Origin of the sequence: Stenotrophomonas sp. TWI377 (assembly GCF_039674525.1) — a bacterium.
Lineage (GTDB): Bacteria > Pseudomonadota > Gammaproteobacteria > Xanthomonadales > Xanthomonadaceae > Stenotrophomonas.
The window spans coordinates 649,807-670,563 of sequence record NZ_JBDJNT010000001.1; the positions used below are offsets into that span (position 1 = coordinate 649,807).

At 66.5% G+C, this 20,757-nt stretch carries 16 protein-coding genes; 13 read left to right on the forward strand and 3 right to left on the reverse strand.

The window, feature by feature from the left end; translation table 11 throughout:
* Window positions 1-129: 129 nt before the first annotated feature.
* The 5 genes from ABE546_RS02810 to ABE546_RS02830 all read left to right on the forward strand — a co-directional run bounded on the left by ABE546_RS02810 (window position 130) and on the right by ABE546_RS02830 (window position 8,519).
* The gene (locus ABE546_RS02810) at window positions 130-2,694 is read left to right on the forward strand and encodes a TonB-dependent receptor (RefSeq protein ID WP_346462632.1); all 2,565 of its coding nucleotides are present in this window, start codon (window positions 130-132) and stop codon (window positions 2,692-2,694) included.
* Between the two features lie 176 nt (window positions 2,695-2,870).
* On the forward strand, window positions 2,871-5,108 hold the full coding sequence (locus ABE546_RS02815; RefSeq protein ID WP_346462633.1) for an ATP-binding protein: 2,238 nt from the start codon (window positions 2,871-2,873) through the stop codon (window positions 5,106-5,108).
* Window positions 5,105-5,578, forward strand: coding sequence for a response regulator (locus ABE546_RS02820; RefSeq protein ID WP_313212661.1), 474 nt, complete (start codon window positions 5,105-5,107; stop codon window positions 5,576-5,578). The genes ABE546_RS02815 and ABE546_RS02820 overlap by 4 nt, the downstream gene beginning before the upstream one ends.
* The gene (locus tag ABE546_RS02825; protein ID WP_346462634.1) at window positions 5,571-7,994 is read left to right on the forward strand and encodes a PAS domain-containing protein; all 2,424 of its coding nucleotides are present in this window, start codon (window positions 5,571-5,573) and stop codon (window positions 7,992-7,994) included. The genes ABE546_RS02820 and ABE546_RS02825 overlap by 8 nt, the downstream gene beginning before the upstream one ends.
* 177 nt (window positions 7,995-8,171) lie before the next feature.
* Window positions 8,172-8,519: a response regulator gene (locus ABE546_RS02830; protein WP_346462635.1), complete on the forward strand. Its 348-nt coding sequence runs from the start codon at window positions 8,172-8,174 to the stop codon at window positions 8,517-8,519.
* A gap of 15 nt (window positions 8,520-8,534) precedes the next feature.
* Here ABE546_RS02830 and ABE546_RS02835 read toward each other — a convergent pair whose 3' ends face one another.
* Window positions 8,535-11,414: a PAS domain-containing protein gene (locus ABE546_RS02835; RefSeq protein WP_346462636.1), complete on the reverse strand. Its 2,880-nt coding sequence runs from the start codon at window positions 11,412-11,414 to the stop codon at window positions 8,535-8,537.
* A gap of 283 nt (window positions 11,415-11,697) precedes the next feature.
* Between ABE546_RS02835 and ABE546_RS02840 the strand changes: the two genes are divergently transcribed.
* From ABE546_RS02840 to ABE546_RS02850, 3 genes are all read left to right on the forward strand, one after another.
* Window positions 11,698-12,657: a cation diffusion facilitator family transporter gene (locus ABE546_RS02840; RefSeq protein WP_313212511.1), complete on the forward strand. Its 960-nt coding sequence runs from the start codon at window positions 11,698-11,700 to the stop codon at window positions 12,655-12,657.
* 75 nt (window positions 12,658-12,732) lie between these two features.
* Entirely contained in the window at window positions 12,733-13,476 is a 744-nt protein-coding gene (locus tag ABE546_RS02845) for an SOS response-associated peptidase family protein (RefSeq protein ID WP_346462637.1), read from the forward strand.
* 147 nt (window positions 13,477-13,623) lie between these two features.
* Entirely contained in the window at window positions 13,624-13,794 is a 171-nt protein-coding gene (locus ABE546_RS02850; RefSeq protein WP_019184192.1) for a CsbD family protein, read from the forward strand.
* A 51-nt stretch (window positions 13,795-13,845) separates the two neighbouring features.
* On the opposite strand, the gene ABE546_RS02855 is transcribed toward ABE546_RS02850, so the two are convergent.
* Both ABE546_RS02855 and ABE546_RS02860 read right to left on the reverse strand, forming a co-directional pair.
* Window positions 13,846-14,532, reverse strand: a complete 687-nt coding sequence (locus ABE546_RS02855; protein ID WP_313218723.1) for a class I SAM-dependent methyltransferase — start codon at window positions 14,530-14,532, stop codon at window positions 13,846-13,848.
* Window positions 14,533-14,592: 60 nt separating this feature from the next.
* Window positions 14,593-15,504 carry an NAD(P)/FAD-dependent oxidoreductase gene (locus ABE546_RS02860; RefSeq protein ID WP_346462638.1) on the reverse strand — a complete coding sequence of 304 codons (912 nt, stop codon included), beginning with the start codon at window positions 15,502-15,504 and terminating at the stop codon, window positions 14,593-14,595.
* A gap of 166 nt (window positions 15,505-15,670) precedes the next feature.
* On the opposite strand from ABE546_RS02860, the gene ABE546_RS02865 reads away from it, so the two are divergent.
* The 5 genes from ABE546_RS02865 (at window position 15,671) to ABE546_RS02885 (ending at window position 20,730) form a co-directional block, all read left to right on the forward strand.
* The gene (locus ABE546_RS02865) at window positions 15,671-16,219 is read left to right on the forward strand and encodes a DUF805 domain-containing protein (RefSeq protein WP_346462639.1); all 549 of its coding nucleotides are present in this window, start codon (window positions 15,671-15,673) and stop codon (window positions 16,217-16,219) included.
* 80 nt (window positions 16,220-16,299) lie between these two features.
* The gene (locus ABE546_RS02870; protein WP_313212506.1) at window positions 16,300-17,226 is read left to right on the forward strand and encodes a DUF6624 domain-containing protein; all 927 of its coding nucleotides are present in this window, start codon (window positions 16,300-16,302) and stop codon (window positions 17,224-17,226) included.
* 143 nt (window positions 17,227-17,369) lie between these two features.
* Window positions 17,370-19,469: a TonB-dependent siderophore receptor gene (locus ABE546_RS02875; protein ID WP_346462701.1), complete on the forward strand. Its 2,100-nt coding sequence runs from the start codon at window positions 17,370-17,372 to the stop codon at window positions 19,467-19,469.
* Between the two features lie 8 nt (window positions 19,470-19,477).
* Window positions 19,478-20,608 carry a PepSY-associated TM helix domain-containing protein gene (locus ABE546_RS02880; RefSeq protein ID WP_346462640.1) on the forward strand — a complete coding sequence of 377 codons (1,131 nt, stop codon included), beginning with the start codon at window positions 19,478-19,480 and terminating at the stop codon, window positions 20,606-20,608.
* Window positions 20,605-20,730: a hypothetical protein gene (locus ABE546_RS02885; protein ID WP_313212503.1), complete on the forward strand. Its 126-nt coding sequence runs from the start codon at window positions 20,605-20,607 to the stop codon at window positions 20,728-20,730. The genes ABE546_RS02880 and ABE546_RS02885 overlap by 4 nt, the downstream gene beginning before the upstream one ends.
* Window positions 20,731-20,757: the final 27 nt, after the last annotated feature.

Consider the following 20,757-nt stretch of genomic DNA (forward strand, 5'->3'; position numbering starts at 1 on the left):
TCGCCGCCGCGGCCGAACGCTGTTGTCCGGGTGCGCTGCGTCACCGCACCTGCTGATCCGGCACTACCGCCGTAGCCTGCCCGCCGCATGCCCCTGCGCATCGGCCTTTCTTCTCCCTGGGGATCTTCCATGCTGTCCACGCACCATCGCCTGCCGTTGGCCCTCGCCATCGTTTCCGCGCTCTCCCTGCCGCTTGCCGCCCACGCAGCGCCGGAGACGAATGCCAGTGCCATCACCGCTACCAGCACCGCCACGCTCGATACCGTCACCGTGACCGGCACCCGCGCGCAAGGCCGCACCGTGCGCGAAAGCGCGTCACCGATCGACGTGCTGTCGGCCGACGACATCCGCGCGGCCAACGCGACGAGCCTGCTGGATGTGCTCAACACCACCGTGCCCAGCTTCAACCTGCCGCTGGAAACCGGCGATCTGAACAGCATGGTGCGCGCCGGACAGCTGCGCGGCCTCAACGCCAGCCACGTGCTGGTGCTGGTGGATGGCAAACGCCGCCACGCCACCGCACTGCTGGGCGCCGGTGGTTTCGGCGGCGCCGCACCGGCCGATCTCGCCCTGATCCCCACCGGGGCGATCGAACGCATCGAAGTGCTGCGCGATGGCGCCTCGGCGATCTATGGCTCGGACGCCATCGCCGGGGTGATCAATATCGTCACCAACAAGGCGGCGCGTGGCGGCAACGTCTCCTACCGCGATGGCACCTACTTCGCCGGCGAGGGTCGCTCCCGCGTGGTGCAGGCCGATGCCGGTTTCGGCATCGGCGACGGCGGCTATCTGCACCTGGCCGCCCAGCTGGACGACCAGCACGCCACCAACTACACCAGCCCCGCCCGCGACACCTTCCTGTACTACTTCCCCAGGGACGCCGCCGGCAATGCGATCCGCCCGGGGGGCAACCAGGCCAGCAACCCGACGCTGCCCGCCGGTGCCACGCCCGATCCGCGCGAAGCGACCCGCGACAACAATGCCTGGCGCAATCGTGGCATCCGCGCGTTCCGCACCAAGACCGCCACCGCCAATGCCAGCCTGCCTCTGGCGGCGACGGTAGAGGCCTACGGGCTGCTGACGCTCGCCCAGCGCGATGCATGGGCACCGCAGAACTTCCGCCAGCCACTGCGCAACGAAGTGGTCCGGGCCATCGATCCGGATGGCTTCGCCCCCACCGAGCACATCGACGAGAACGATGGCGCGCTGACGCTGGGCGTGCGCGGCCAGTTCGGCGAGTGGGATTGGGACCTCAGCAGCGGCTACGGGCGCGATGCGATGGACATCAACCTGCACAACAGCATCAACCCCACTTATGGGCTGGACAGCCAGACCGACTTCTATATCGGCGACCTGCGCTACAGCGCCTGGACCCACAATCTGGATGTGCGCCGCCAGCTGCAGACCGCGTGGCTGGCCGCGCCACTGGAGCTCAGCGCGGGTGCGGAGTACCGCGACGAGCGCTACCGGATCGGCGCCGGCGACGTACAGTCCTATACCCATGGCGGGCAGCGGGTGCTGGATGGTCCGTATGCCGGCACCGTACTGGGCATCGGCCTGGGCGGCTCGCAGGCCCTGCCCGGCTATCGGCCGGAAGATGCGGTGGATGTCAGCCGCGACAGCGGCGCGGTGTACGTGGGCGTCGCTGCCGATCTGGGCACACGCTGGCGCGTGGACCTTGCCGGCCGGCACGAGCGCTACTCCGATTTCGGCAGCGAGAGCACCGGCCGCCTTTCGACCCGCTTTGCCCTGCACCCCCGGCTTGCCCTGCGCGGCACGATCAGCAACGGCTTCCAGGCTCCCTCCTTGGCCGCGCAGGCCTACCGCAACACCTCCAATGGCAATTTCTACACCGACCACATCCTGCAGGCCGGCTCGCCGCAGGCCATCGCCCTGGGCGCGCAGCCACTGCGCCCGGAAACCTCGCGCAGCCTCAGCCTGGGGATCGTGGCCGAGCCGTGGCAGGGCGCATCACTGACCGTGGATGCCTACCGCATCGATGTGGACGATCGCATTGCCCTGTCCACCACCTTCCGCGAGGGCCTGTATCCCGGCTCCGGTGCGCTGGTGACCTCGGTCGGGCTCGGTGCCCAGGACGGTGTGCGCTACTTCATCAATGCCGCTGACACCCGCACCGAAGGCGTGGAGGCGACGCTGGAAGGGCGCTGGGATCTTGGCCGCGCCGGTGCCCTGCGCTGGACCCTGGCCAGCAGCCATACCCGCGCGAAGATCACCGGCCTGGCCCCCACGCCCGCGGTGTTGGCGGCCTTCAATGTGCCGGTCTTCAGCACCGGCTCGCAGAACGAACTGCTGTACAAGGCGCCGAAGTCCCGCCAGGTGCTTGGCCTGGACTGGTCGCTCGGCCGTTACCGGGTCGGCCTGCGCCAGAGCCGTTATGGCGATATCCAGCGCTATGGCTCCCCCACCACGGTGGCCACCAGCGGGCCGTATGCCGGCCAGGCCGAGATCGCGTATGACATCGGCGGCCTGTGGATCACCGATCTGCAGCTGGGCGCCACCCTGCCCGGTGGCTGGGACGTGGCCTTGAACGCCAACAACGTCTTCGACCGCAGGGTCACGAAACTGCCTGAGCCGCTGCTCGCCGCGAACGAATACTACCGGTACGCCAATGGCGGCCCGGTCGATGGCTCGGGCGGGCTGTGGTCGGCGACGGTGCGTTACCGTTGGGACTAGCATTCCAGCAACGCAAGGAACCCCGTCTCATCCTCACGGATCAGGATGATCGCTTATGCAAAAATGAGGGAACTGTGGCACACCGCGTCGCAGTGGACGGTGTGAGCTCCTGACGACCAGGCGACGCCGTGCCATTCGCGCGGTGGTCACCACTGGCAACGAGCAGGAGTCAATGAATGTCCTCGAGGAATTCCGGCGCAAGCGCCTTGGATCTGTCCAGCTGCGCGCGTGAGCCGATCCGCACCCCTGGCGCGATCCAGCCCTACGGATTGATCCTGGTCCTCGATCACTTCACCTTGACCGTCAAGGCCCGCGCCGTCGCGCGACCGGAGCTCATCGAGGTGCTGGGCGATCCGCTGGGCCAGCCCCTGGAGGCAGTGCTCGGCGGTACGCTGGCCCACTGCAGGCCGCTGCTGGTAGCGCTGGAGCAAGGTGCCTCGCAATTCCTCGGCGCGCATCCGGTCGGCACGGCCGGCCACCACCCTACGGTGGCGCACCGCATCGGGGATGACGTCATCATCGAGCTGGAGGCCCCGGTGCCGGGCGAGCCAGGCTCGCTGGAAGACCTCTATCCCTCGATCCGCCGCTTCATGGCTGCGATCGAGCGGGCGCCCACCACGCAGGCCCTGTGTGAGATCGCCGCCGTGCATATCCGCGAGCTGACCGGCTTCGACCGCACGATGATCTACCAGTTCGACCCGGACTGGAACGGTGCGGTCGTGGCCGAGGACCGCAACAGCGTGTTGCCCTCCTACCTCGATCTGCGCTTCCCGGAATCGGACATTCCCGCGCAGGCGCGTGAGCTGTACCGGCAGAACCGGATCCGGCTGATCGCTGACAGCCACTACACCCCGGTGCCGCTGGTGCGCGTGCCCGCGATCGCCGAGGCGCCGCCCACCGACCTCGGCCCGGCCATGCTGCGCAGCGTCTCCCCGGTGCACCTGCAGTACATGCGCAACATGGGCACCGGTGCATCGATGTCGGTCTCGGTGCTGTGCGAGGGCGAACTGTGGGGCCTGATCTCCTGCCACAACCAGCTCGCGCGCCGCGTGCCGTACCACGTGCGCACGGCCTGCGAGTTCATCGGCCAGATCCTGTCGCTGCAGATTTCGCTGAAACAGCGCGCGGTGCTGGTCGAAGAACGCATTGCACGCCGCGCCATCCAGGTGCGGCTGCTCGGCCGGATGGCCGGCGATACCGACTTCATGGCCGCGCTCGGCCGCGATCAACGCAGCCTGCTCGCACTGACCCAATCGGCCGGTGCGGCGATCGTGCACCGTGGCGAATGCATCCTGCACGGCGACTGCCCGAGCCAGCCCCAGGTGATGCAGCTGGTCCAGTGGTTGACCGCCCAGCCGATCGATGGCGACATTTTCTGCACCGACACGCTCGCGCAGCAATGGCAGCACGCCGAAGCCTTCGCCGGCGTCGCCAGTGGCGTGCTGGCCATCTCCATCTCGCAGATCCACGACAGCTTCGTGATCTGGTTCCGGCCGGAGGTCGTCCGCACCGTTCGCTGGGGCGGTGACCCACGCAAGGTAGAGACCGATCAGCCACTGTCGCCACGCACCTCCTTCGAAGGCTGGAAGCAGACGGTGCGCGAGCAGTCGCTGCCCTGGAACGAGGTGGACCGTGATGCCGCGCTGGAGCTGCGCACCGCGATCGTGGACATCGTGCTGCGCAAGGCCGAGGAGATGGCGGCGTTGAATGAACAACTGCTCCGCAGCAACAAGGAGCTCGAAGCGTTCTCCTATTCGGTCAGCCATGACCTGCGGGCGCCGTTCCGCCACATCGTCGGTTACTCGGAACTGCTGTGGTCCTCGGCCGGCGAGCGATTGAACGATTCAGAAAAGAGATTCCTCGAGACCATCGTGGAGTCGGCAAAATCGGCAGGGACGCTGGTGGATGACCTGCTCAGCTTCTCGCAGATGGGCCGCTCGACCATGGGCCAGATCGCGATGGACATGACCGCCCTGGCCGACGACGTGCGCCGCAAGCTCGATATGGAGTACACCGGGCGCGCCATCGACTGGAGGATCGCCGCCCTGCCCAAGGTGCTGGCCGACCCCGGCATGCTGCGGCTGGTCTGGCAGAACCTGCTGTCCAATGCGATCAAGTTCACCCGCGACACGCCCGAGCCACGCATCGAGATCGGACACGAACGCAATGACACGGAAGACATCTTCTTCGTGAAAGACAATGGCTGCGGTTTCGACATGCGCTATGTGGACAAGCTGTTCGGCGTGTTCCAGCGGCTGCATCACGTCGATGAGTACGAAGGCACCGGCATCGGCCTGGCCAACGTGCACCGCATCATCACCCGCCATGGCGGCCGCACCTGGGCCGAAGGCCAGGTAGGCGCCGGCGCCACCTTCTATTTCACCATCCCCTTTGTTACTGGAGACCACCTATGAGAGATCTGCGACCGATCCTGCTCGTAGAAGACAACCCGAAAGACGCTGAGCTGACCATGGCGGCGCTTGCGCGCTGCCAGCTGCTCAACGACGTGACCCATGTGCGCGACGGCGTGGAAGCGCTGGAGTATCTCCGCTGCCAGGGTCCCTATGAAGGCGCCATGCACGGTGGCCCGGTGGTGGTGCTGCTGGATTTGAAACTGCCCAAGCTCAATGGCCTGGAAGTGCTCAAGGAAATCCGCAGCGACCGCGCCCTGAGCAGCACCCCGGTGGTGATGCTGACCTCCTCGCGCGAGGAGCAGGACCTGATCCGCAGCTACGAGCTGGGCGTCAACGCCTTCGTGGTCAAGCCGGTGGACTTCAAGGAATTCCTCGAGGCGATCCAGGGCCTGGGCATGTTCTGGGGCATCACCAACCAGCCGCCACCCCACGGCACATTGTTCGGCGGGAAGAGTAGAAACGATGGCTGAGGCCGCCACAACCAAGACCATCAGGATCCTGATGGTCGAAGACAGTGCACTGGATGCAGAGCTGATCACCGCGCAGCTGCGCCGCGCCGGGATCCCGTTCACGGCCCAACGCACCTGGTCGCACCAGGGCATGCTCGATGCCCTGACCACCGCCTCGTTCGATGTGATCCTGGCCGACCACGTGCTGCCAGGCTTCGATGGCGACGCTGCCCTTGCCCTGGCCAGCGAGATCGCCCCCCAGATTCCCTTCCTCTTCGTTTCCGGCACGCTCACCGAAGAGCTCGCCGTGCAGGCGCTCAAGCGCGGCGCGCGCGACTATGTGGTCAAGTCGCGCCTGCAGCGCCTGCCCGATGCCGTTGTCCGGGCCATCCATGAAGCCCAGGAGCGCCGCCGGCTGCTGCGTATCGAGGCCGAACTGCACGACAGCCACCAGCGGCTGAAGCTGATCACCGATTCGCTGCCCGCGCTGATCGCCTACTTCGGTCACGACCATCGCTACCGCTTCGCCAACAATGCCTATGTCGAGTGGCACGGCCGCACGCCCGACAGCCTGATCGGCCGGCACACCCGCGAGGTCGTCGGCGAGGACACCTTCAACAGCATCCAGCAGCATCTCGACCGGGTGCTGCTGGGGGAGAAAGTCAGCTTCGACATGCTCTCCCTGCGCAGCAACGGTGCCGCCCGCCATGCCCAGGTGGACTGCGTACCCGAACTGGCACCGGATGGGTCGGTGCTGGGCTACTACGCCATGGCGCGCGATATCAGCGACCTCAAGCAAGCGCAGTCGTTGCTGAAGGCCAGCAACGAGTCCCTGGAGCGCCAGGTGGATGAGCGGACCTCGGCACTGCACCGGAGCGAAAGCCGGCTGCAGGCCCTGTTCGAATCCAGTTTCCAGCACCAGAACCTGCTGACCCTGGATGGCCACATCATCGACACCAATTCGGCCTCGCTGGCCGCCATCCTGGCGGACAAGCAGGACGTGCGCGGCAACCTGTACTGCGAATCGGCGTGGTTCGCCGACACGCCCGGCGTTCCCGGCGTGGTCTGCACCGCCATCCTGGAGGCTGCGGCGGGCACGGCGTCGCGCCACGAACTGGAACTGCGCCTGCCGACCGGCAAGCGCACGTTCGATTTCTCCTTCCGCCCCCTGTTCGATCATCAGGCACGGATCACCGCCGTCGTCTCCGAGGCCGTGGAAACCACCGCGCGGCGGCAGGCCGAAGAAGCGCTGCGGCACAGCCAGAAAATCGAGGCGGTGGGCCAGCTGACCGGTGGCATCGCGCATGATTTCAACAACATCCTGACCGTCATCGCCGGCAATATCGAGTACGCCAAGATGCTGACCGACCGGCTCGGCGACACGGCAGGCAATTCCTCACGCGCGCTCGACAACGCGATGAAAGGCGTCATGCGTGCGGCCAACGTCACCCAGCGCCTGCTCGCCTTCTCGCGCCGGCAGCCGCTGAAGAACATGCCGGTGGATCTGAACGAAGAGATGCGCGGCATGCAGGACATGCTCAAACGTTCGCTGGGCGAGCTGGTGCAGATCGACATGGTGCACAGCCCGGATATCTGGTGCGTGGAGATCGATCCGAGCCAGCTGGAAGCCTCGATCCTCAACCTGGCGGTGAATGCACGCGATGCCATGCCCGACGGCGGCCGCCTGACCATCGAGATGGACAACATCCACCTGGACAAGGATTACGCGGCGCAGCACCCGGATGTCCCGCCCGGCCAGTACGCCATGGTGCGCGTCCGTGACAGCGGCCAGGGCATGCCGCCGGAGGTCATGGCGCGGGTGTTCGAGCCGTTCTTCACCACCAAGGAGGTTGGCCGTGGCACCGGGCTGGGCCTGTCGATGGTGTATGGCTTCGCCAAGCAGTCCGGCGGGCACGTTCTGCTCGATTCCACCGAGGGCAGCGGCACCACGATCACGCTGTTGTTCCCGCGCTCGGCCGCCGCCCTGCCGAGCGTGCGCCCGGCCGATGCACAGACGCTGGACGCCTTCGAGGTCGAGGCGGAAACGACCGTACTGGTCGCCGAGGACAACGACGATGTGCGCGCCTACACCGTGGATACCCTGCGCCAGCTGGGCTATCGCGTGCTCGAAGCGCATGACGGCCCCTCGGCGCTGCGGTTGCTGGATCGCACCGACGTCAGCGTGGATCTGCTGTTCTCCGACATCGTGATGCCGGGCATGTCCGGCTGGGCACTGGCCAAGCAGGCACTGGCCCGCAAGCCCGGCCTGCGGGTGCTGTTCACCTCGGGCTATCCGCGCGATATCGACGCAAGCGGCACCGTTGGCCGCACCATCGCCCTGTTGGCCAAGCCCTTCACCCGCAGCGATCTGGCGCGGTCCATCCGCACCGCCCTGTTGGATGAAAGCCCCACCCAGAGCGGCACCGCCTTGAATTGAGGCCATCGCCGGCGGTGCCGTGACGGGCACCCGCCCCCGGTCATGACATGGGGCTGGCACGCGATGCACGGCCGGCTAACACGCACGGGCGCTAAGGTGGAGATCCGCACAAGTGGCTGCACGCCACGAGGATCTCCGCCCGCAATGACTGCTGCACGAACCCACCCACGATGCCGCGTGCTTCTCGTCGAAGACGATGCGCCCATCCGGGAGATGACCAAGGACATCCTCAGCGACGATGGCTTCGATGTCCTCGACGTCGGCGATGCCGAGGCCGCGCTGGGATGCCTCAGGCACGACGGCCCGTTCGACCTGCTGGTCTCCGATGTCGGCCTGCCCGGCATGGACGGCCGCGATCTGGCCACGATCGCCACGACCCTGCATCCGGCCATGCCGATCCTGCTGGTCACCGGCTACGCGGGCCCCGCCGGAGCCCGGCCCGACTTCCGCGGCGAGGACATCAAGCTGCTGCGCAAGCCCTTCACGCTCAAGCAGCTGGTGACCTCGGTCAGGTCGCTGCTCTGACAGCAGCTGACCTGGTCACGACGGGTTCCTGATCGCCAGCAGCGCGCGGGCGCGTCGCTCCAGTTCCGCAGCCGTAAAGGGCTTGGTCAGCACTTCCATGCCGTCCTCCAGCTGGCCCGCGCCCACCGCTGCCGACGCCGCGTAGCCGGTGATGAACAACACCGGCAACGCAGGGCGCACCTGGCGGCCGGCATCAGCGACCTGACGACCATTGAGCCCACCGGTCAGCCCCACATCGGTGATCAACAGGTCGATCGTTTCGTCAGAGCGCAGCAGGTCGATGGCCTGGCCGCCTTCCGGTGCCTGCAACACCCTGTAACCCGCGCCGCCAAGCACCTCGGTCAACAGCGCGCGGATCGCTTCCTCGTCTTCCACCACCAGAATCGTGCCGACGCTGGGCGCTGAACACGCCGGCAGGTCCTGTAAGGTTTCTTCGGCGGCGTCCGCGGGGGTCTCGCCGATGAAGCGCGGCAGATAGAGTTCCACCGTGGTGCCGTGGCCAACCTGGGAATCAATCCGCACCTGTCCGCCGGATTGGCGGGTGAACCCATAGATCATCGACAGCCCGAGACCTGTGCCCTGCCCGATCGGCTTGGTGGTGAAGAACGGCTCGAACACCTTTTCGATCACCGCCGCGTCCATGCCGGTTCCTGCGTCCTTGACGGCCAGCCGGACGTAATCGCCGGGCGGCGTATCCAGCGCCGCCGCACTCTCGCCACGCAGGCTCACGTTGGCCGCGCTGATCCATAGCGGGCCCCCCTCGGGCATTGCGTCGCGGGCATTGATGCACAGATTCAGCAGCGCATTTTCCATCTGCGGCACATCCACCAGTACCGCCCAGGGATCGGACGCCAACTGCGTGGAGATCGCGATCGAAGGCCCCAGCGTGCGCGAGATGATATCCAGCATGCCGCGCACCATCGCATCGGCCACTACCGGCGTGGGTGCGAGCGTCTGCCGGCGGGAGAACGCCAGCAGGCGCTGGGTGAGCGCCGTGGCACGCGACGCGCTGGACTGCGCCATCTCCAGGTAGCGGCCGATGTCGTCATAGCGCCGCTGATCGATGCGCAGCTCCAGCAGCTCCAGCCCCACCGAGATGGCGGTCAGCAGGTTGTTGAAGTCATGCGCCAGGCCACCGGTCAACTGACCCACGGCCTCCATCTTCTGACTTTGCCGCAGCCGCTCCTCGGCCACCTGCAACGCGGCGCTGCGGGTCTGCACGCGCTCTTCCAGGGTCAAGGTCAATTCGCGCAGCTGCTCTTCGGCCTGGCGCCGCTCGGTCACATCCGAGGCGGTACCGAACCACTCGGTGATCTCACCGGCGCTGTCCAGCAAGGGCACCGCACGCATCTGCACCCAACGCACACTGCCATCGGCGAGCAGGGTGCGGTGCTCCAGTTCCAGCGGCAGCCGCTGCGCCATCGCACGCGCAATGGCCTGCTCGAGCAGGGCGAGATCATCGGGGTGTACGTAGCGTTCTCGCCAGTCGGTGACCGCAGGCAGGCTCTCGTCCTGTGCCACCGGCCCGGTCGCCAGAATCTGACGCATCTCGCGCCAGTCCGCGGTGACCGCATACAGTGACTGCGAGGAGGCGCTCACCAGCGCGCCGAGGCGGCGCTCGCTGTGGGCCAGTTCATCGCTGGCGCGGCGCTCCTGGGTGCGGTCGCCCAGTACCTTGACGAAGCCCAGCACGGCGCCATCTTCATCGCGCAGCACGGTCATCGCCCCGCTGGCCCAGAAGCGCTCGCCGGACCTGCGCGCCAGCCAGCGCTCACCACTGACCCCACCCGATGCGATCGAGACGCCCTGGTTGTGCCGCAAGCGCTGGGCCTGGATATCGTCAGCGGTGTAGATCACCTCCACGTTCTGACCCAGCATCTCCGCCTCGGTCCAGCCGAAGATGTGCTCGGCCCCGGCATTCCACAGGGTCACCCTGCCCTGCAGGTCCGAGGCGACGATCGCGTAATCGCTGGCGCTGTCGATGATCTGGCGATTGCGCGCCTCCACCTGCCGCATCGTGCGCTGCAGCTCGATGTGGGAGGTGACGTCCAGGCCCTGCACGAAGACGCCTGCCGTATTGCCATCCTCACCCGCCACCGGCTGGAAGACGATATCCAGCATGCGCCGGGCCGAGGACGGATCGCTCGGGAACGGCGCCTCGTACACCACCTCGCTGCCGATATACGGCTTGCCGGTGCGGTACACCTCGTCCAGCAGCGGCAGGAAGCCCTGCTCGACGATTTCCGGCAGCGCGTCCCGGATCGACTTGCCGAGCACATGGCGATTGCCAACCAGCCGTTGGTAACCCGGATTGGCCAACTCGACCCGATGCTCGGGCCCACTGAGGAAGGCCATGAACATCGGCGACTTGTCGAACAGCGCGATGAGCCGCTCGTTCTCCTGGGCCAGGCGCTGCTGGGCCACGATGATGCTGGTCACCTCGTTGGTCACGCAGAACGCGCCGCCGACCCTGCCATCATCGAGGAAGATCGGCGAAAACGAGAACGTCCACCAGGTCTCTTCAGGCACGCCCTGGCGGCTCATTGACACCGGCAGGTTCTCGTAACGGGAGGATTCACCGGCGAAGGCGTTCTCGATCGGCGCGCGTACAGCGTCCCAGGCATCGGCCCACAGCTCCCTCAACGGCGCGCCCAGCGCGCCCTCCAGGCGGGGCCCCAGAATCGGGCTGTAGGCATCGTTGAAGAAGAATGTCAGGTCATCGCCCCAGACCACGTACATGCTTTCGGGCGAGGCCAGGATCAGATTGACCGCATTGCGCAACGCGCCCGGCCAGGTCTCGATCGGCCCCACCGGTGTCGCCTGCCACGCCAGTGCACGGACCTGCTCGGCCATCGGCCCGGTGCTGCCGGGAAAGCGCCCCGCCACTGCGCTCATGCGCACCGCTCCAGCACCACCGGGGCGCGCGTGCCGCGCAGCTGCGCGGCAGACCAGGGAAGGATGGACATCATCGGGGCACCGAACCTTGAACTGAAGGCATTGCAGGAGCTGGGGGAACGGCAGGCAGCGGGGGCCAGCCGGAAGGCGGAAAGCAATGTAAGCCAAGCGGGGCAAATCCATGTCAAGGCCGGGAGCCGGTGCCAGCGTTTGGCGGGATGTGCACGCGCCCGGGACGCACCGTTGGCGATGATGCGCGCACCCTCCCCACCCCACGACTGCCATGGCCAAGCCAACCGGCTCCCGTCTCGTCATCTATGCCGCCCTTGCCGGCAACCTGGCCATCGCCATCGCCAAGTTTGTCGCCGCCGGCATCTCCGGCAGCTCGGCGATGCTCAGCGAGGGCGTCCACTCGCTGGTGGACACCATTAACGAGCTGCTGCTGTTGTACGGCCTGCGCCGTGCCGAGCAGAAGCCGGATACGCTCCATCCCTTCGGCTACGGGCGCGAGCTGTACTTCTGGAGTTTCATCGTGGCGCTGCTGGTGTTCGCAGCCGGTGCCGGTGTATCGGCCTATGAAGGCATCCAGCACATCCGCCACCCCGAGCCGGCCACCAACCACCTGATCAGTTACGTGGTGCTGGGCATCTCCTTTGTCTTCGAAGGCACCTCATGGTGGATCGCGCTGCGCGAGTTCCGCGCCACCAAGGGGGCGATGGGCTACTTCGAGGCGTTCCGCCGCAGCAAGGATCCCTCCACCTTCACCGTGCTGCTGGAAGACAGCGCCGCCCTGCTCGGCCTGGCTTTTGCGCTGGTCGGCCTGCTTGCCGCGCAGTTGCTGGACATGCCGATCCTGGATGGCGTGGCGTCGCTGTGCATCGCCGGCGTGCTGGCGGTCACCGCCTTCCTGCTTGCCCGCGAGACCAAGGGCCTGCTGGTCGGTGAGCCCGCGCACCCGAGTGTCGCCAAACGCATTCTGGCCGTCGCCACCCACGATGCGGACCTGCGCCGCGCCAATGGCGTGACCACGATGCAGATGGGCCCGGACCAGGTGGTCGCGATGCTGAGTGCGGAGTTCGAGGACGATCGCACCACCCCGCAGATCGAGGCCTGCATCACGCGGATTGAAAAGACGGTGAAAGCCGAGTACCCCGAGCTGGTCGCGCTGTTCGTGAAGCCGCAGACGCCGGAAGTGTTCCAGGCGCGGCGGGCAGCGTTGGGGGAACCCCATCCCGACACGTGACCCCCGTGCAACGCGTGCAGCATCGCAGGCGGTGCGCACGACACCGTCACGGATGCCGTTGGATGCTCACCTGCCATGCGCCGTTTCGCACAAGCCATCGCTGATAGCGAGTCACTTCCCGCTGGCCTTCCTGCTGCGCTGGCGCGGACGCTGGCGGCCGCGCCGGACCACTACAACATCGCCAAGGGTGGCGTGGCCACGGTGCTCGCGCGCGACCATGACGGCTCCATCGCCGTGGCCGACATGGTGTGGGGCTTGGTGCCGCGTTGGTCCAAGGAGCCGGCCACGCCGTATACCACGGTGACCGCACGGCTTGACCGCGCGCCACGCAGCCGCATCTACGCGCAGGCCTGGGCGCAGCGCCCGTGCGTGCTGCCCATGACCGGCTACTACAAATGGGATCGCGAGCGCCGCCCCCCCTGGCCTCTGTTCGTGCAGCGCAAGGATGGCCGCGCCCTGCTCGCAGCGGGCTTGTGGGAGCACTGGGAAAGCGACGACGGCCAGCAGCTGGACAGCTTCACCGTATTGACCGGCCCCAACAGCGCGATCCCCTCCCCACTCACACCGGACGGGCCGATCTTCATCGCGCCGGCCACCGCCCTGGACTGGTTGAGTGGCGCCTTCCAGACGCCTGCGGCATTGCGTACCCACGCCTCCACCCCGGCGTTGGAAGCCTATCCGGTCAGCCGCGCGTTTCGTGATCCTTCGCGTGACGATTACACCCTGTTGGAGCCTGTCGATCCGGATACCACCGTAGCCGGCACCGAACCGCAGCCATGGGATGGCGATGGATGGGATGAACGCGATGCGGAGGAGTGACGTGCAGCGCACGTGAGCATCAACCTTTCCGGCGCTTGAATGGATTCCGCGCCCGCGGCGAATTTCACCTTCGCGCCACCGCTCTGCCGTCAGGGTGGAGATGCCCAGCAACACGGGCCCTCTCTCTAACCAATCGTGGAGTCAACCATGGACAAGAATCGCACTGAAGGCGCCAAGAACCAGGTCAAGGGCACCGTAAAGGAAGTCGTGGGCAAGGTCACCGGCGACAAGACGAAAGAAGTGGAAGGCAAGATCCAGAAGGGTGTTGGCGAAGTCCAAAGCGACGTGGGCAAGGCGCGCGACGACGCTCGCCGCTGAGTCTTGACCCCACCGCTCTCTGACCCACCTCGGGCAGAGAGCAGTGGGAGGTTAGCCGTGTGCATCGCCGGCGTACGCCACCCAACCTCTGAATGACAGCGCGGCATAGAACAGATCCGGCCGCTCGAATCCCGCCTCCTCCAGCATCGCGACCTCTTGCTCCGGCGACAACGTGGGCAGCCGGCTGGCGATGCTATCGGCACGTGCAGCTGCCGTCTCTCCCACCGGACCGCGCGCCGCTACGAAAGCAGCCCAGCGCTGGAACCACCTGTGTTTCTCTAACGGATCGCTCGGCACGCTGTGGTGCGCGATGATCAACGGTGCACCTGGCTTGAGGCGGCGCCTCAGTGCGCACAGCGTCTCGAGACGGTCTTCCGCTGACAGGAAATGCAGCGTCAGCAAGCAGGTGGCACCATCGAACGCGGTATCCGGCGTGCTGTCGATATAGCCTTCGATCATCTCCACGCGGGCAGACAGTTCGACTCCCAAGACGCGCTTCGCCAATCCAAGCATCTCGGCGGACGGATCCACGCCGGTGAAGCGCCAGCTGGGACTCGCTTCCGCGAATGCCTTCAGCTCCATGCCACCGCCCGCCCCCAGGACCAATACGCGCCCCTGCGGTGGCACGTGTTCGGCCAGCAGGACGTGGGTCATCTGGTGCAGCGCGTGGACGCCGGGCACCTGACGGACCAGGTTGTCGGCGTACTGGGCGACGGCATCAGGATCAGAGAAGGACATCCGGACCACCTTGGTTGCAGCGAACCTTAATGTAACACACTTAGTTACATTAAGACTGCGTCACTCCAGCAGCCCCATCAGCGAGTGGTGCACCGCCACACCTGCCAGCGCGCCCTCGCCCACTGCCAACGCGATGCTGCCCGCCATCCGGGCCGCATCGCCGCAGGCAAACACGCCCGGCACCGTGGTCTGTTTGGCCGAATCGGTGGTGATGCAGCCGCCATCCTTCAATTCGCAGCCCAACTGCTCGGCGAGATCGGTAGACAGCCGCGAGTGCGGCGAGATGAACAGCGCATCCACCTCCACCCGCCGCCCATCGGCGAGCACCACGGTGGCGGTGTCCTCCACGCGCTGCACCTGGGCCGACTCGATCACGACGCCGCACGCCTCCAGCCGTGCATGCTGCTCCGCATCGATCCTGGCGGATGCCTGGCTGCAGAACAGCGTGATCCGACCCCAGTCGCAGAGCAACAGGGCCTGGGCCGCGCCGCCATCCTTCGCACAGCCAATCACCCCGATGCGCCCTTCGAACACCTCGTAGCCGTGGCAGTACGGGCAATGAAAAACGCTCCGGCCCCAGCGTTCGCCGATGCCGTCGATGTCGGGCAGGTCGTCGGTCACCCCGTGGGCCAGGATCACTCGATCCGCCACGAATGTCTGGCGGTCTTCGACCGTGACCTGGAACCTTCCGCCGTCATCGATCACCTGTGCCGACACCGCTGTATCGGTGAGCCACGTCAGGGTGGGATAGCGCAGCAGTTCGTCGCGGGCCTGGGAGGCAATGTCCGCCGGCGGCAGGCCTTCCCTGCCGAGGAACCCATGGGCGACGCGCGCATTCCGGTTGCGCGGTTTTCCCCCGTCGATGATCAACACCTTGCGCCGGGCGCGGACCAGCTGCAGCGCTGCGGACATGCCGGCGTAGCTGCCGCCGATGATGATCACATCCAAACGATCAGGAGCCAGATAGGCCATGGCGCTGTCCTGCGATCTCGCAGAGTGACGAATGCGCCAGAGTGCGTGAGGCAGGATCAACGCCGCGCGTACAGCGTGTGAGCCCCTGCATCACAGCGGGCCGTCGAGCCGAACACCGAGGCGCCCCTACCGCCGCTGGGTAGTTCAGCAGGCACTGGAATTCACCATGCTATACAACCGAACAAGCACCGCCTCGGGCGTCGCACAACCCGTCCCGAAGGCAAGCGACAGCACGTATCTGCGCAATGCCGTGTCGCCAACATGCCATTTGGATGAAGCCCGCATGACATCGATCTTTTCTACGACACCTCTCCGCTGGCCGGGCGTAACCCGCGGCATTGCACTGGCACTTCTCCCGATGAGGCGCTACAGCACGTTCTCCGGCCGCGCCAGCCGCAGGGAATTCTGGGCGTTCGCGCTGCTTGCCTTCGGCGTGCTTGGCGGTTGCTACGCCATGATGATGTGGACCTACAGTGCCGGATGGGTCATCACGGGCATGGTGCTGGCGGCGCTGCTGGCCCCTGTGCTCGTGATTCCCCTGATCGCCGTCACGATCCGGCGGCTTCACGATATCGACGAGTCCGGTTGGCTGGCGCTCCTCGTCCTCGTGCCGTTGGGCGTGTTCGTGTTCTTCCCGTTGATGCTGCTTCCCCCTACGCCGGGATCGAACCGCTTTGGCTCGCGTGAACCAGACCTCATGCAACCGGACGCATGACCCAAGCGGCGGGACGAGGGCTTGAATTCTCTGTCAGGTAGCGGCTACGTTTCCTGTACGCCCTTCATGGAAGAACTGCGATGCGTTCAAGGTCGATACGCTCTTACCCTGCGACCCGCGCGGCGACGCTCACCTTCGCCATCCTTGCAGCGACCACCGTCGCAGCTGAGCCGCCCAGCTTCTTCACGGCGCTGGACCAGTATGGAAACAACGACTATGCCGCGTGCAGCAGCACCTTGAGTGACCTGCACCGGCAAGGTATCCCGTTCCCCGAGGGCGGCGAACTGTTGCTGGTCGAGTGCACGGCGGCCGCGGGCGATCATGCAGCGGCTTTCGCGTACATCGATGCGCTGCTCGCCAGCGGTCGCCTGCCGCTGGACGATCTGCGCATGAAAGAACGCCCCGGCCTGGATGCGCTGCGTGCCGATCCCGCGTGGCCGGCGGTGCTGAAGCGGGTGATGGCCGAAGAGAAAAAACACGATGCGCTGCGCGATGCGCCACTGCGGCAGGCGTTGCTCGCACGCGAGGCGAAGGATCAGGCGGCGCAACATGCCGCCATCGCGGCAGGCGGCGGCGATGCATGGCGGCAAACAACTCCGGTGAGCGAAGCCAATGCAACTTGGCTGAAAGCCGTGATCGCCGAGAAGGGCTGGCCCGGCATGGCGCGCGTCGGCCGCGATGGCGCCAAGGCGGCGTGGCTGATCGTGCAGCATGCCGACCATGACCCTGCGTTCCAGGCGCACGCGTTGGCGTTGATGCAGAAGGCCAGCGAGGCGGGTGATGCCGACCCTGCGGACATGGCACTGCTGACCGATCGGGTGTTGCTGGCGCAGGGGAAGCCGCAGCGCTACGGGACCCAGTTCGCGGACGCCGGGCATGGGGTCATGGAGCTTCGGCCTACTGAGGATCTGACAACCTTGGATGCACGGCGGAGGGCGGTTGGGTTGCAGCCGTTGGACGCGTACAAGGCGATGCTGTCGGAGATGTACGGCAAGCAGGTCAGATAGGCTGCCGCAGGATCAGCGGCGGTGACGAGCAACCGTCCCTACACCTCCCTACATGTTAATATTTCTCATTCGCACCTACCCCCTCCCCGCGCCCGATGACCCGCCCATCGCTTCGTCTCTCTGCCCAGGGCCTGGCCCTGACCGTGGCCTGCGCGTCGGCCCATGCGGCCCCGCCCTCCTCCCCCTCCTCGCCCGATGTGCGCCAGCTGGACGCCGTGCAGGTGCTCGGTCGTGCCCAGACGCTTTACCGGGTGGACGACGCCACGGTGAGCACGCGGACGGACACGCCGTTGGCGCTGGTGCCGCAGTCCATCCAGGTGGTGCCGCGTGAGCTGATTGAAGACCAGGCGGCCCGCCAGATCACCGACCTGTACCGCAGCATCAGCGGCATCAGTTTCTTCAGCTATGCCGGCGTGACCCTGCGCGGCTTCCGCCAGGAAAACGTGCTGTATGACGGCCTGCGCGGCGACCCCTATGCCGGCTTTTCGGTGCCGCAGCTGTTCAACATCGAGCGTGTGGAAGTCCTGAAGGGACCGGCCGGCGCCCTGTACGGCGGCGGTGACGCTGGCGGCGTCATCAACTACGTGACGCGCAAGCCCAAAGCCACACCCGAGCGCCGTATCGAACTGCAGGCCGGCAACAACGATTTCCGGGCAGCATCGATCGAGGCCACCGGGCCGCTGAACACCGCGGGCAGCGTGCGTTACCGCGCCGGGCTGTATGGCGACACTGAACAGGGTGTGCGCTGGAACGCGGACAGCGAAAGCGTGATCGGTGATGCGTCGCTGGCCTTCGACGTGGGCGACACCGGCGAGTTGACCCTGCAGTTCACCGACATCACCCAGAACCTGGGCGGCAACCGCCTGCGTGGCGTGCCGGTGGACGACAACGGCAGTTTTCTCACCGACCGTCGTTGGAACCACAACGAAGCCACCGACTTTCTCGACATGCGGGCCAAGGTTGCGCTGGCGCAGTACCGCTTCTCGCCCAGCACCACCCTGGACGTGGATGTCGGTGCACGCTGGTTCGAGAACAACGAGCACCAGATCTATCACGAGCCGATGGGGCTGATCGACCGCAACCGCGACGGCGTGCCCGAATGGATGACCCGCCAGCTGCGCAACCAGATCCGCGACAACGATGCATTCACCGCCAACGCCAATGCGGTGTGGCGCGTCAGCACCGGCAGCATCGAGCACAAGGTGCTGTTCGGTGCCGATGTCTACCAGCAGGATGCCGACTTCACCGCGCAGACGGCCAACAGCGCGGATCTGGCGCGGGGTGCCGGCCCAGTGCCGGGCATCGACCTGTTCAACCCGGTGTATGGCGCAAGTTCGTGGCGCGACTACAACCTGGCCGCCCTGCCCTGGCGCAGCACGAGCACGCGCAGCAAGCGCTATGGCGGCTACCTGCAGGACGAACTGACGCTGACCGAGCGCTGGCATGTGCTGGCCGGACTGCGTTGGGATGGCTTCAAGGACGATGACCGCATTGCCGGCACCGCCGTGGATGGCAACGACATCAGCTGGCGGCTGGGCAGCACGTACACCGTGCGGGAAGGCGTCAATGTCTACGCCAATATCGCCAGCGGTTTCATGCCCCAGAGCGCGGCCAACCAGAGCGCCGAAGCGGGCGGCCCGTTCGATGCAGAGCGCAGCAAACAATGGGAAGTCGGGTTGAAATCCCTGCTGGCCGAGCGCGTCACCCTGAACCTGGCCGCGTACCGGATCGACCGCAGCAATATCGTGCAGGCCACCGGCGAGATCGTGGACGGCGTCAACCAGCTGGCCGCCCTGGGCCTGGTGCGCAGTACGGGCATGGAGCTGGATCTGCTGGCCGATGTCACCGACCGCTGGGTGCTCAACCTGACCTACGCCTACAACGATGCGCGGGTGAAGGATGCCGGCAGCAACGGCATAACCAATGCTTCGGGTGATCGCTTCGCCAATGCGCCGCAGAACAAGCTCGGCCTGTGGACGCGCTACGATCTGCCGGCGATCAACTCCGCCATCGGCTTCGGCGCGGATTACGTGGATGAGCGCGTCAGCCTGGATGGCCAACGGGTCAAGCCGTACACCGTGTTCGACATGAGCTGGAAGACGCAGTGGCAGCAGTGGCAGTTCCAGGCCAACGTCAAAAACCTGTTCGACAAGGTCTATGCCGCCAGTGGCTTCACCGAGCGCACCGGCCACTTCCCGGGTGAGCCGCGCCGCGTATACGTGCAAGCGGCGTACGCCTTCTGAGCCTGCCCATGCGACAGCCTACGCCAGCGCATCCCAACCGCCCTGCACGCAGCGGGAGTGGGCGCCGGCTGTGGTTCGACCTGCACAGTTGGCTCGGCCTGAAGCTCTGCCTGTTCATGGGCTTTGTCTGCCTCACCGGCACGCTGGCGGTGTTCTCGCAGGAGATCGACTGGCTGCTGCACGCCCCCATGCGCGTGGCCGATGGTGGTGAGCACGCCGGCTGGGGGCCGGTCATCCATGCCGCGCAGGCGGCACATCCGGACTGGGAGCTGGAAGGCATCTCCGCCGGCCACACGCGCCTGTTCGCGGCGCGCGCGCAGATGCGCCTGCCCGATGGCAAGCGGCGCTTTGTCTGGATCAACCCCTACACGGCGCAGGTGACCGGCGACACCGGTTGGTTCAATACCCAACGGCTGCTGCGCAACACCCACCGCCACCTGATGCTGCCGGTGGCCTGGGGCGTGCCGCTGGTGGCGGCGCTGTCCATCCCGTTGCTGCTGTCGCTGTTGAGCAGTCTGTATATCTACAAGAAGTGGTGGCGCGGTTTCTTCAAACGGCCCGACCCCTCACGACCGCGCCGCCTGTGGGGCGATGTCCATCGCTTGGGCGGGGTGTGGTCGCTCTGGTTTCTGCTGCTGATCGGGCTGACCGGGGCGTGGTATCTGATCGAATCCCTCGGCGGCGATGCACCGGCCGCGCCGACCATGCAACTGGCCAAGGGCGATGACCGCGCTGCCGCCGTCGACCCGGCCGCCGTCGACGCCGCAGTGCAGACCGTCCGCCAGCAATGGCCCCGCCTCGACATCCTCGGCGCCATTCCCGCACGCGATGGCGGCAGCATCCTGTTCCTGGGGGAGGCCGACGCCTGGCTGGTGCGGGAGCGGGCGAACAATATCGCCGTGGACCTGCACACCGGGCACGTGATCGGCATGTATGACGGCCGTGCGCTGGGGGTCCACCAGCGCATCGCCGAAATGGCTGACCCCCTGCACTTCGGCAGCTTCGGCGGTTGGTCCATCCGACTGCTGTGGTTGCTGGCCGGCACGCTGTTGACCGGCCTGTGCTTCACCGGCGTGTATCTCTACGGACTTCGCACAGTGGATTCGCTGCGATCGGCAGCCACAAGGCGGCAGACATGAGTCATGGAAAGCTGCCCGGCCCTTGGCGCGCGGCGTGGCACGGCATGGGTCGCTGGCGCTGGCTGTGGCTGGCCCTCCTGCTGGTGTGGGCATCGCTGGTGCCGCTGGAGGCAATGAAGTAGACGCGCTCGCCCGTCGAACAATGGCAT

Coding starts and splice junctions, on each gene's coding strand:
- ABE546_RS02815 (WP_346462633.1), top strand. CDS start 2,871: ATGTCCTCGAGGAATTCCGGCGCAAGCGCCTTGGATCTGTCCAGCTGC.
- ABE546_RS02835 (WP_346462636.1), bottom strand. CDS start 11,414: ATGAGCGCAGTGGCGGGGCGCTTTCCCGGCAGCACCGGGCCGATGGCC.
- ABE546_RS02855 (WP_313218723.1), bottom strand. CDS start 14,532: ATGTCCTTCTCTGATCCTGATGCCGTCGCCCAGTACGCCGACAACCTG.
- ABE546_RS02885 (WP_313212503.1), top strand. CDS start 20,605: ATGAGTCATGGAAAGCTGCCCGGCCCTTGGCGCGCGGCGTGGCACGGC.
- ABE546_RS02850 (WP_019184192.1), top strand. CDS start 13,624: ATGGACAAGAATCGCACTGAAGGCGCCAAGAACCAGGTCAAGGGCACC.
- ABE546_RS02860 (WP_346462638.1), bottom strand. CDS start 15,504: ATGGCCTATCTGGCTCCTGATCGTTTGGATGTGATCATCATCGGCGGC.
- ABE546_RS02810 (WP_346462632.1), top strand. CDS start 130: ATGCTGTCCACGCACCATCGCCTGCCGTTGGCCCTCGCCATCGTTTCC.
- ABE546_RS02840 (WP_313212511.1), top strand. CDS start 11,698: ATGGCCAAGCCAACCGGCTCCCGTCTCGTCATCTATGCCGCCCTTGCC.
- ABE546_RS02825 (WP_346462634.1), top strand. CDS start 5,571: ATGGCTGAGGCCGCCACAACCAAGACCATCAGGATCCTGATGGTCGAA.
- ABE546_RS02880 (WP_346462640.1), top strand. CDS start 19,478: ATGCGACAGCCTACGCCAGCGCATCCCAACCGCCCTGCACGCAGCGGG.
- ABE546_RS02820 (WP_313212661.1), top strand. CDS start 5,105: ATGAGAGATCTGCGACCGATCCTGCTCGTAGAAGACAACCCGAAAGAC.
- ABE546_RS02845 (WP_346462637.1), top strand. CDS start 12,733: ATGCGCCGTTTCGCACAAGCCATCGCTGATAGCGAGTCACTTCCCGCT.
- ABE546_RS02870 (WP_313212506.1), top strand. CDS start 16,300: ATGCGTTCAAGGTCGATACGCTCTTACCCTGCGACCCGCGCGGCGACG.
- ABE546_RS02865 (WP_346462639.1), top strand. CDS start 15,671: ATGCTATACAACCGAACAAGCACCGCCTCGGGCGTCGCACAACCCGTC.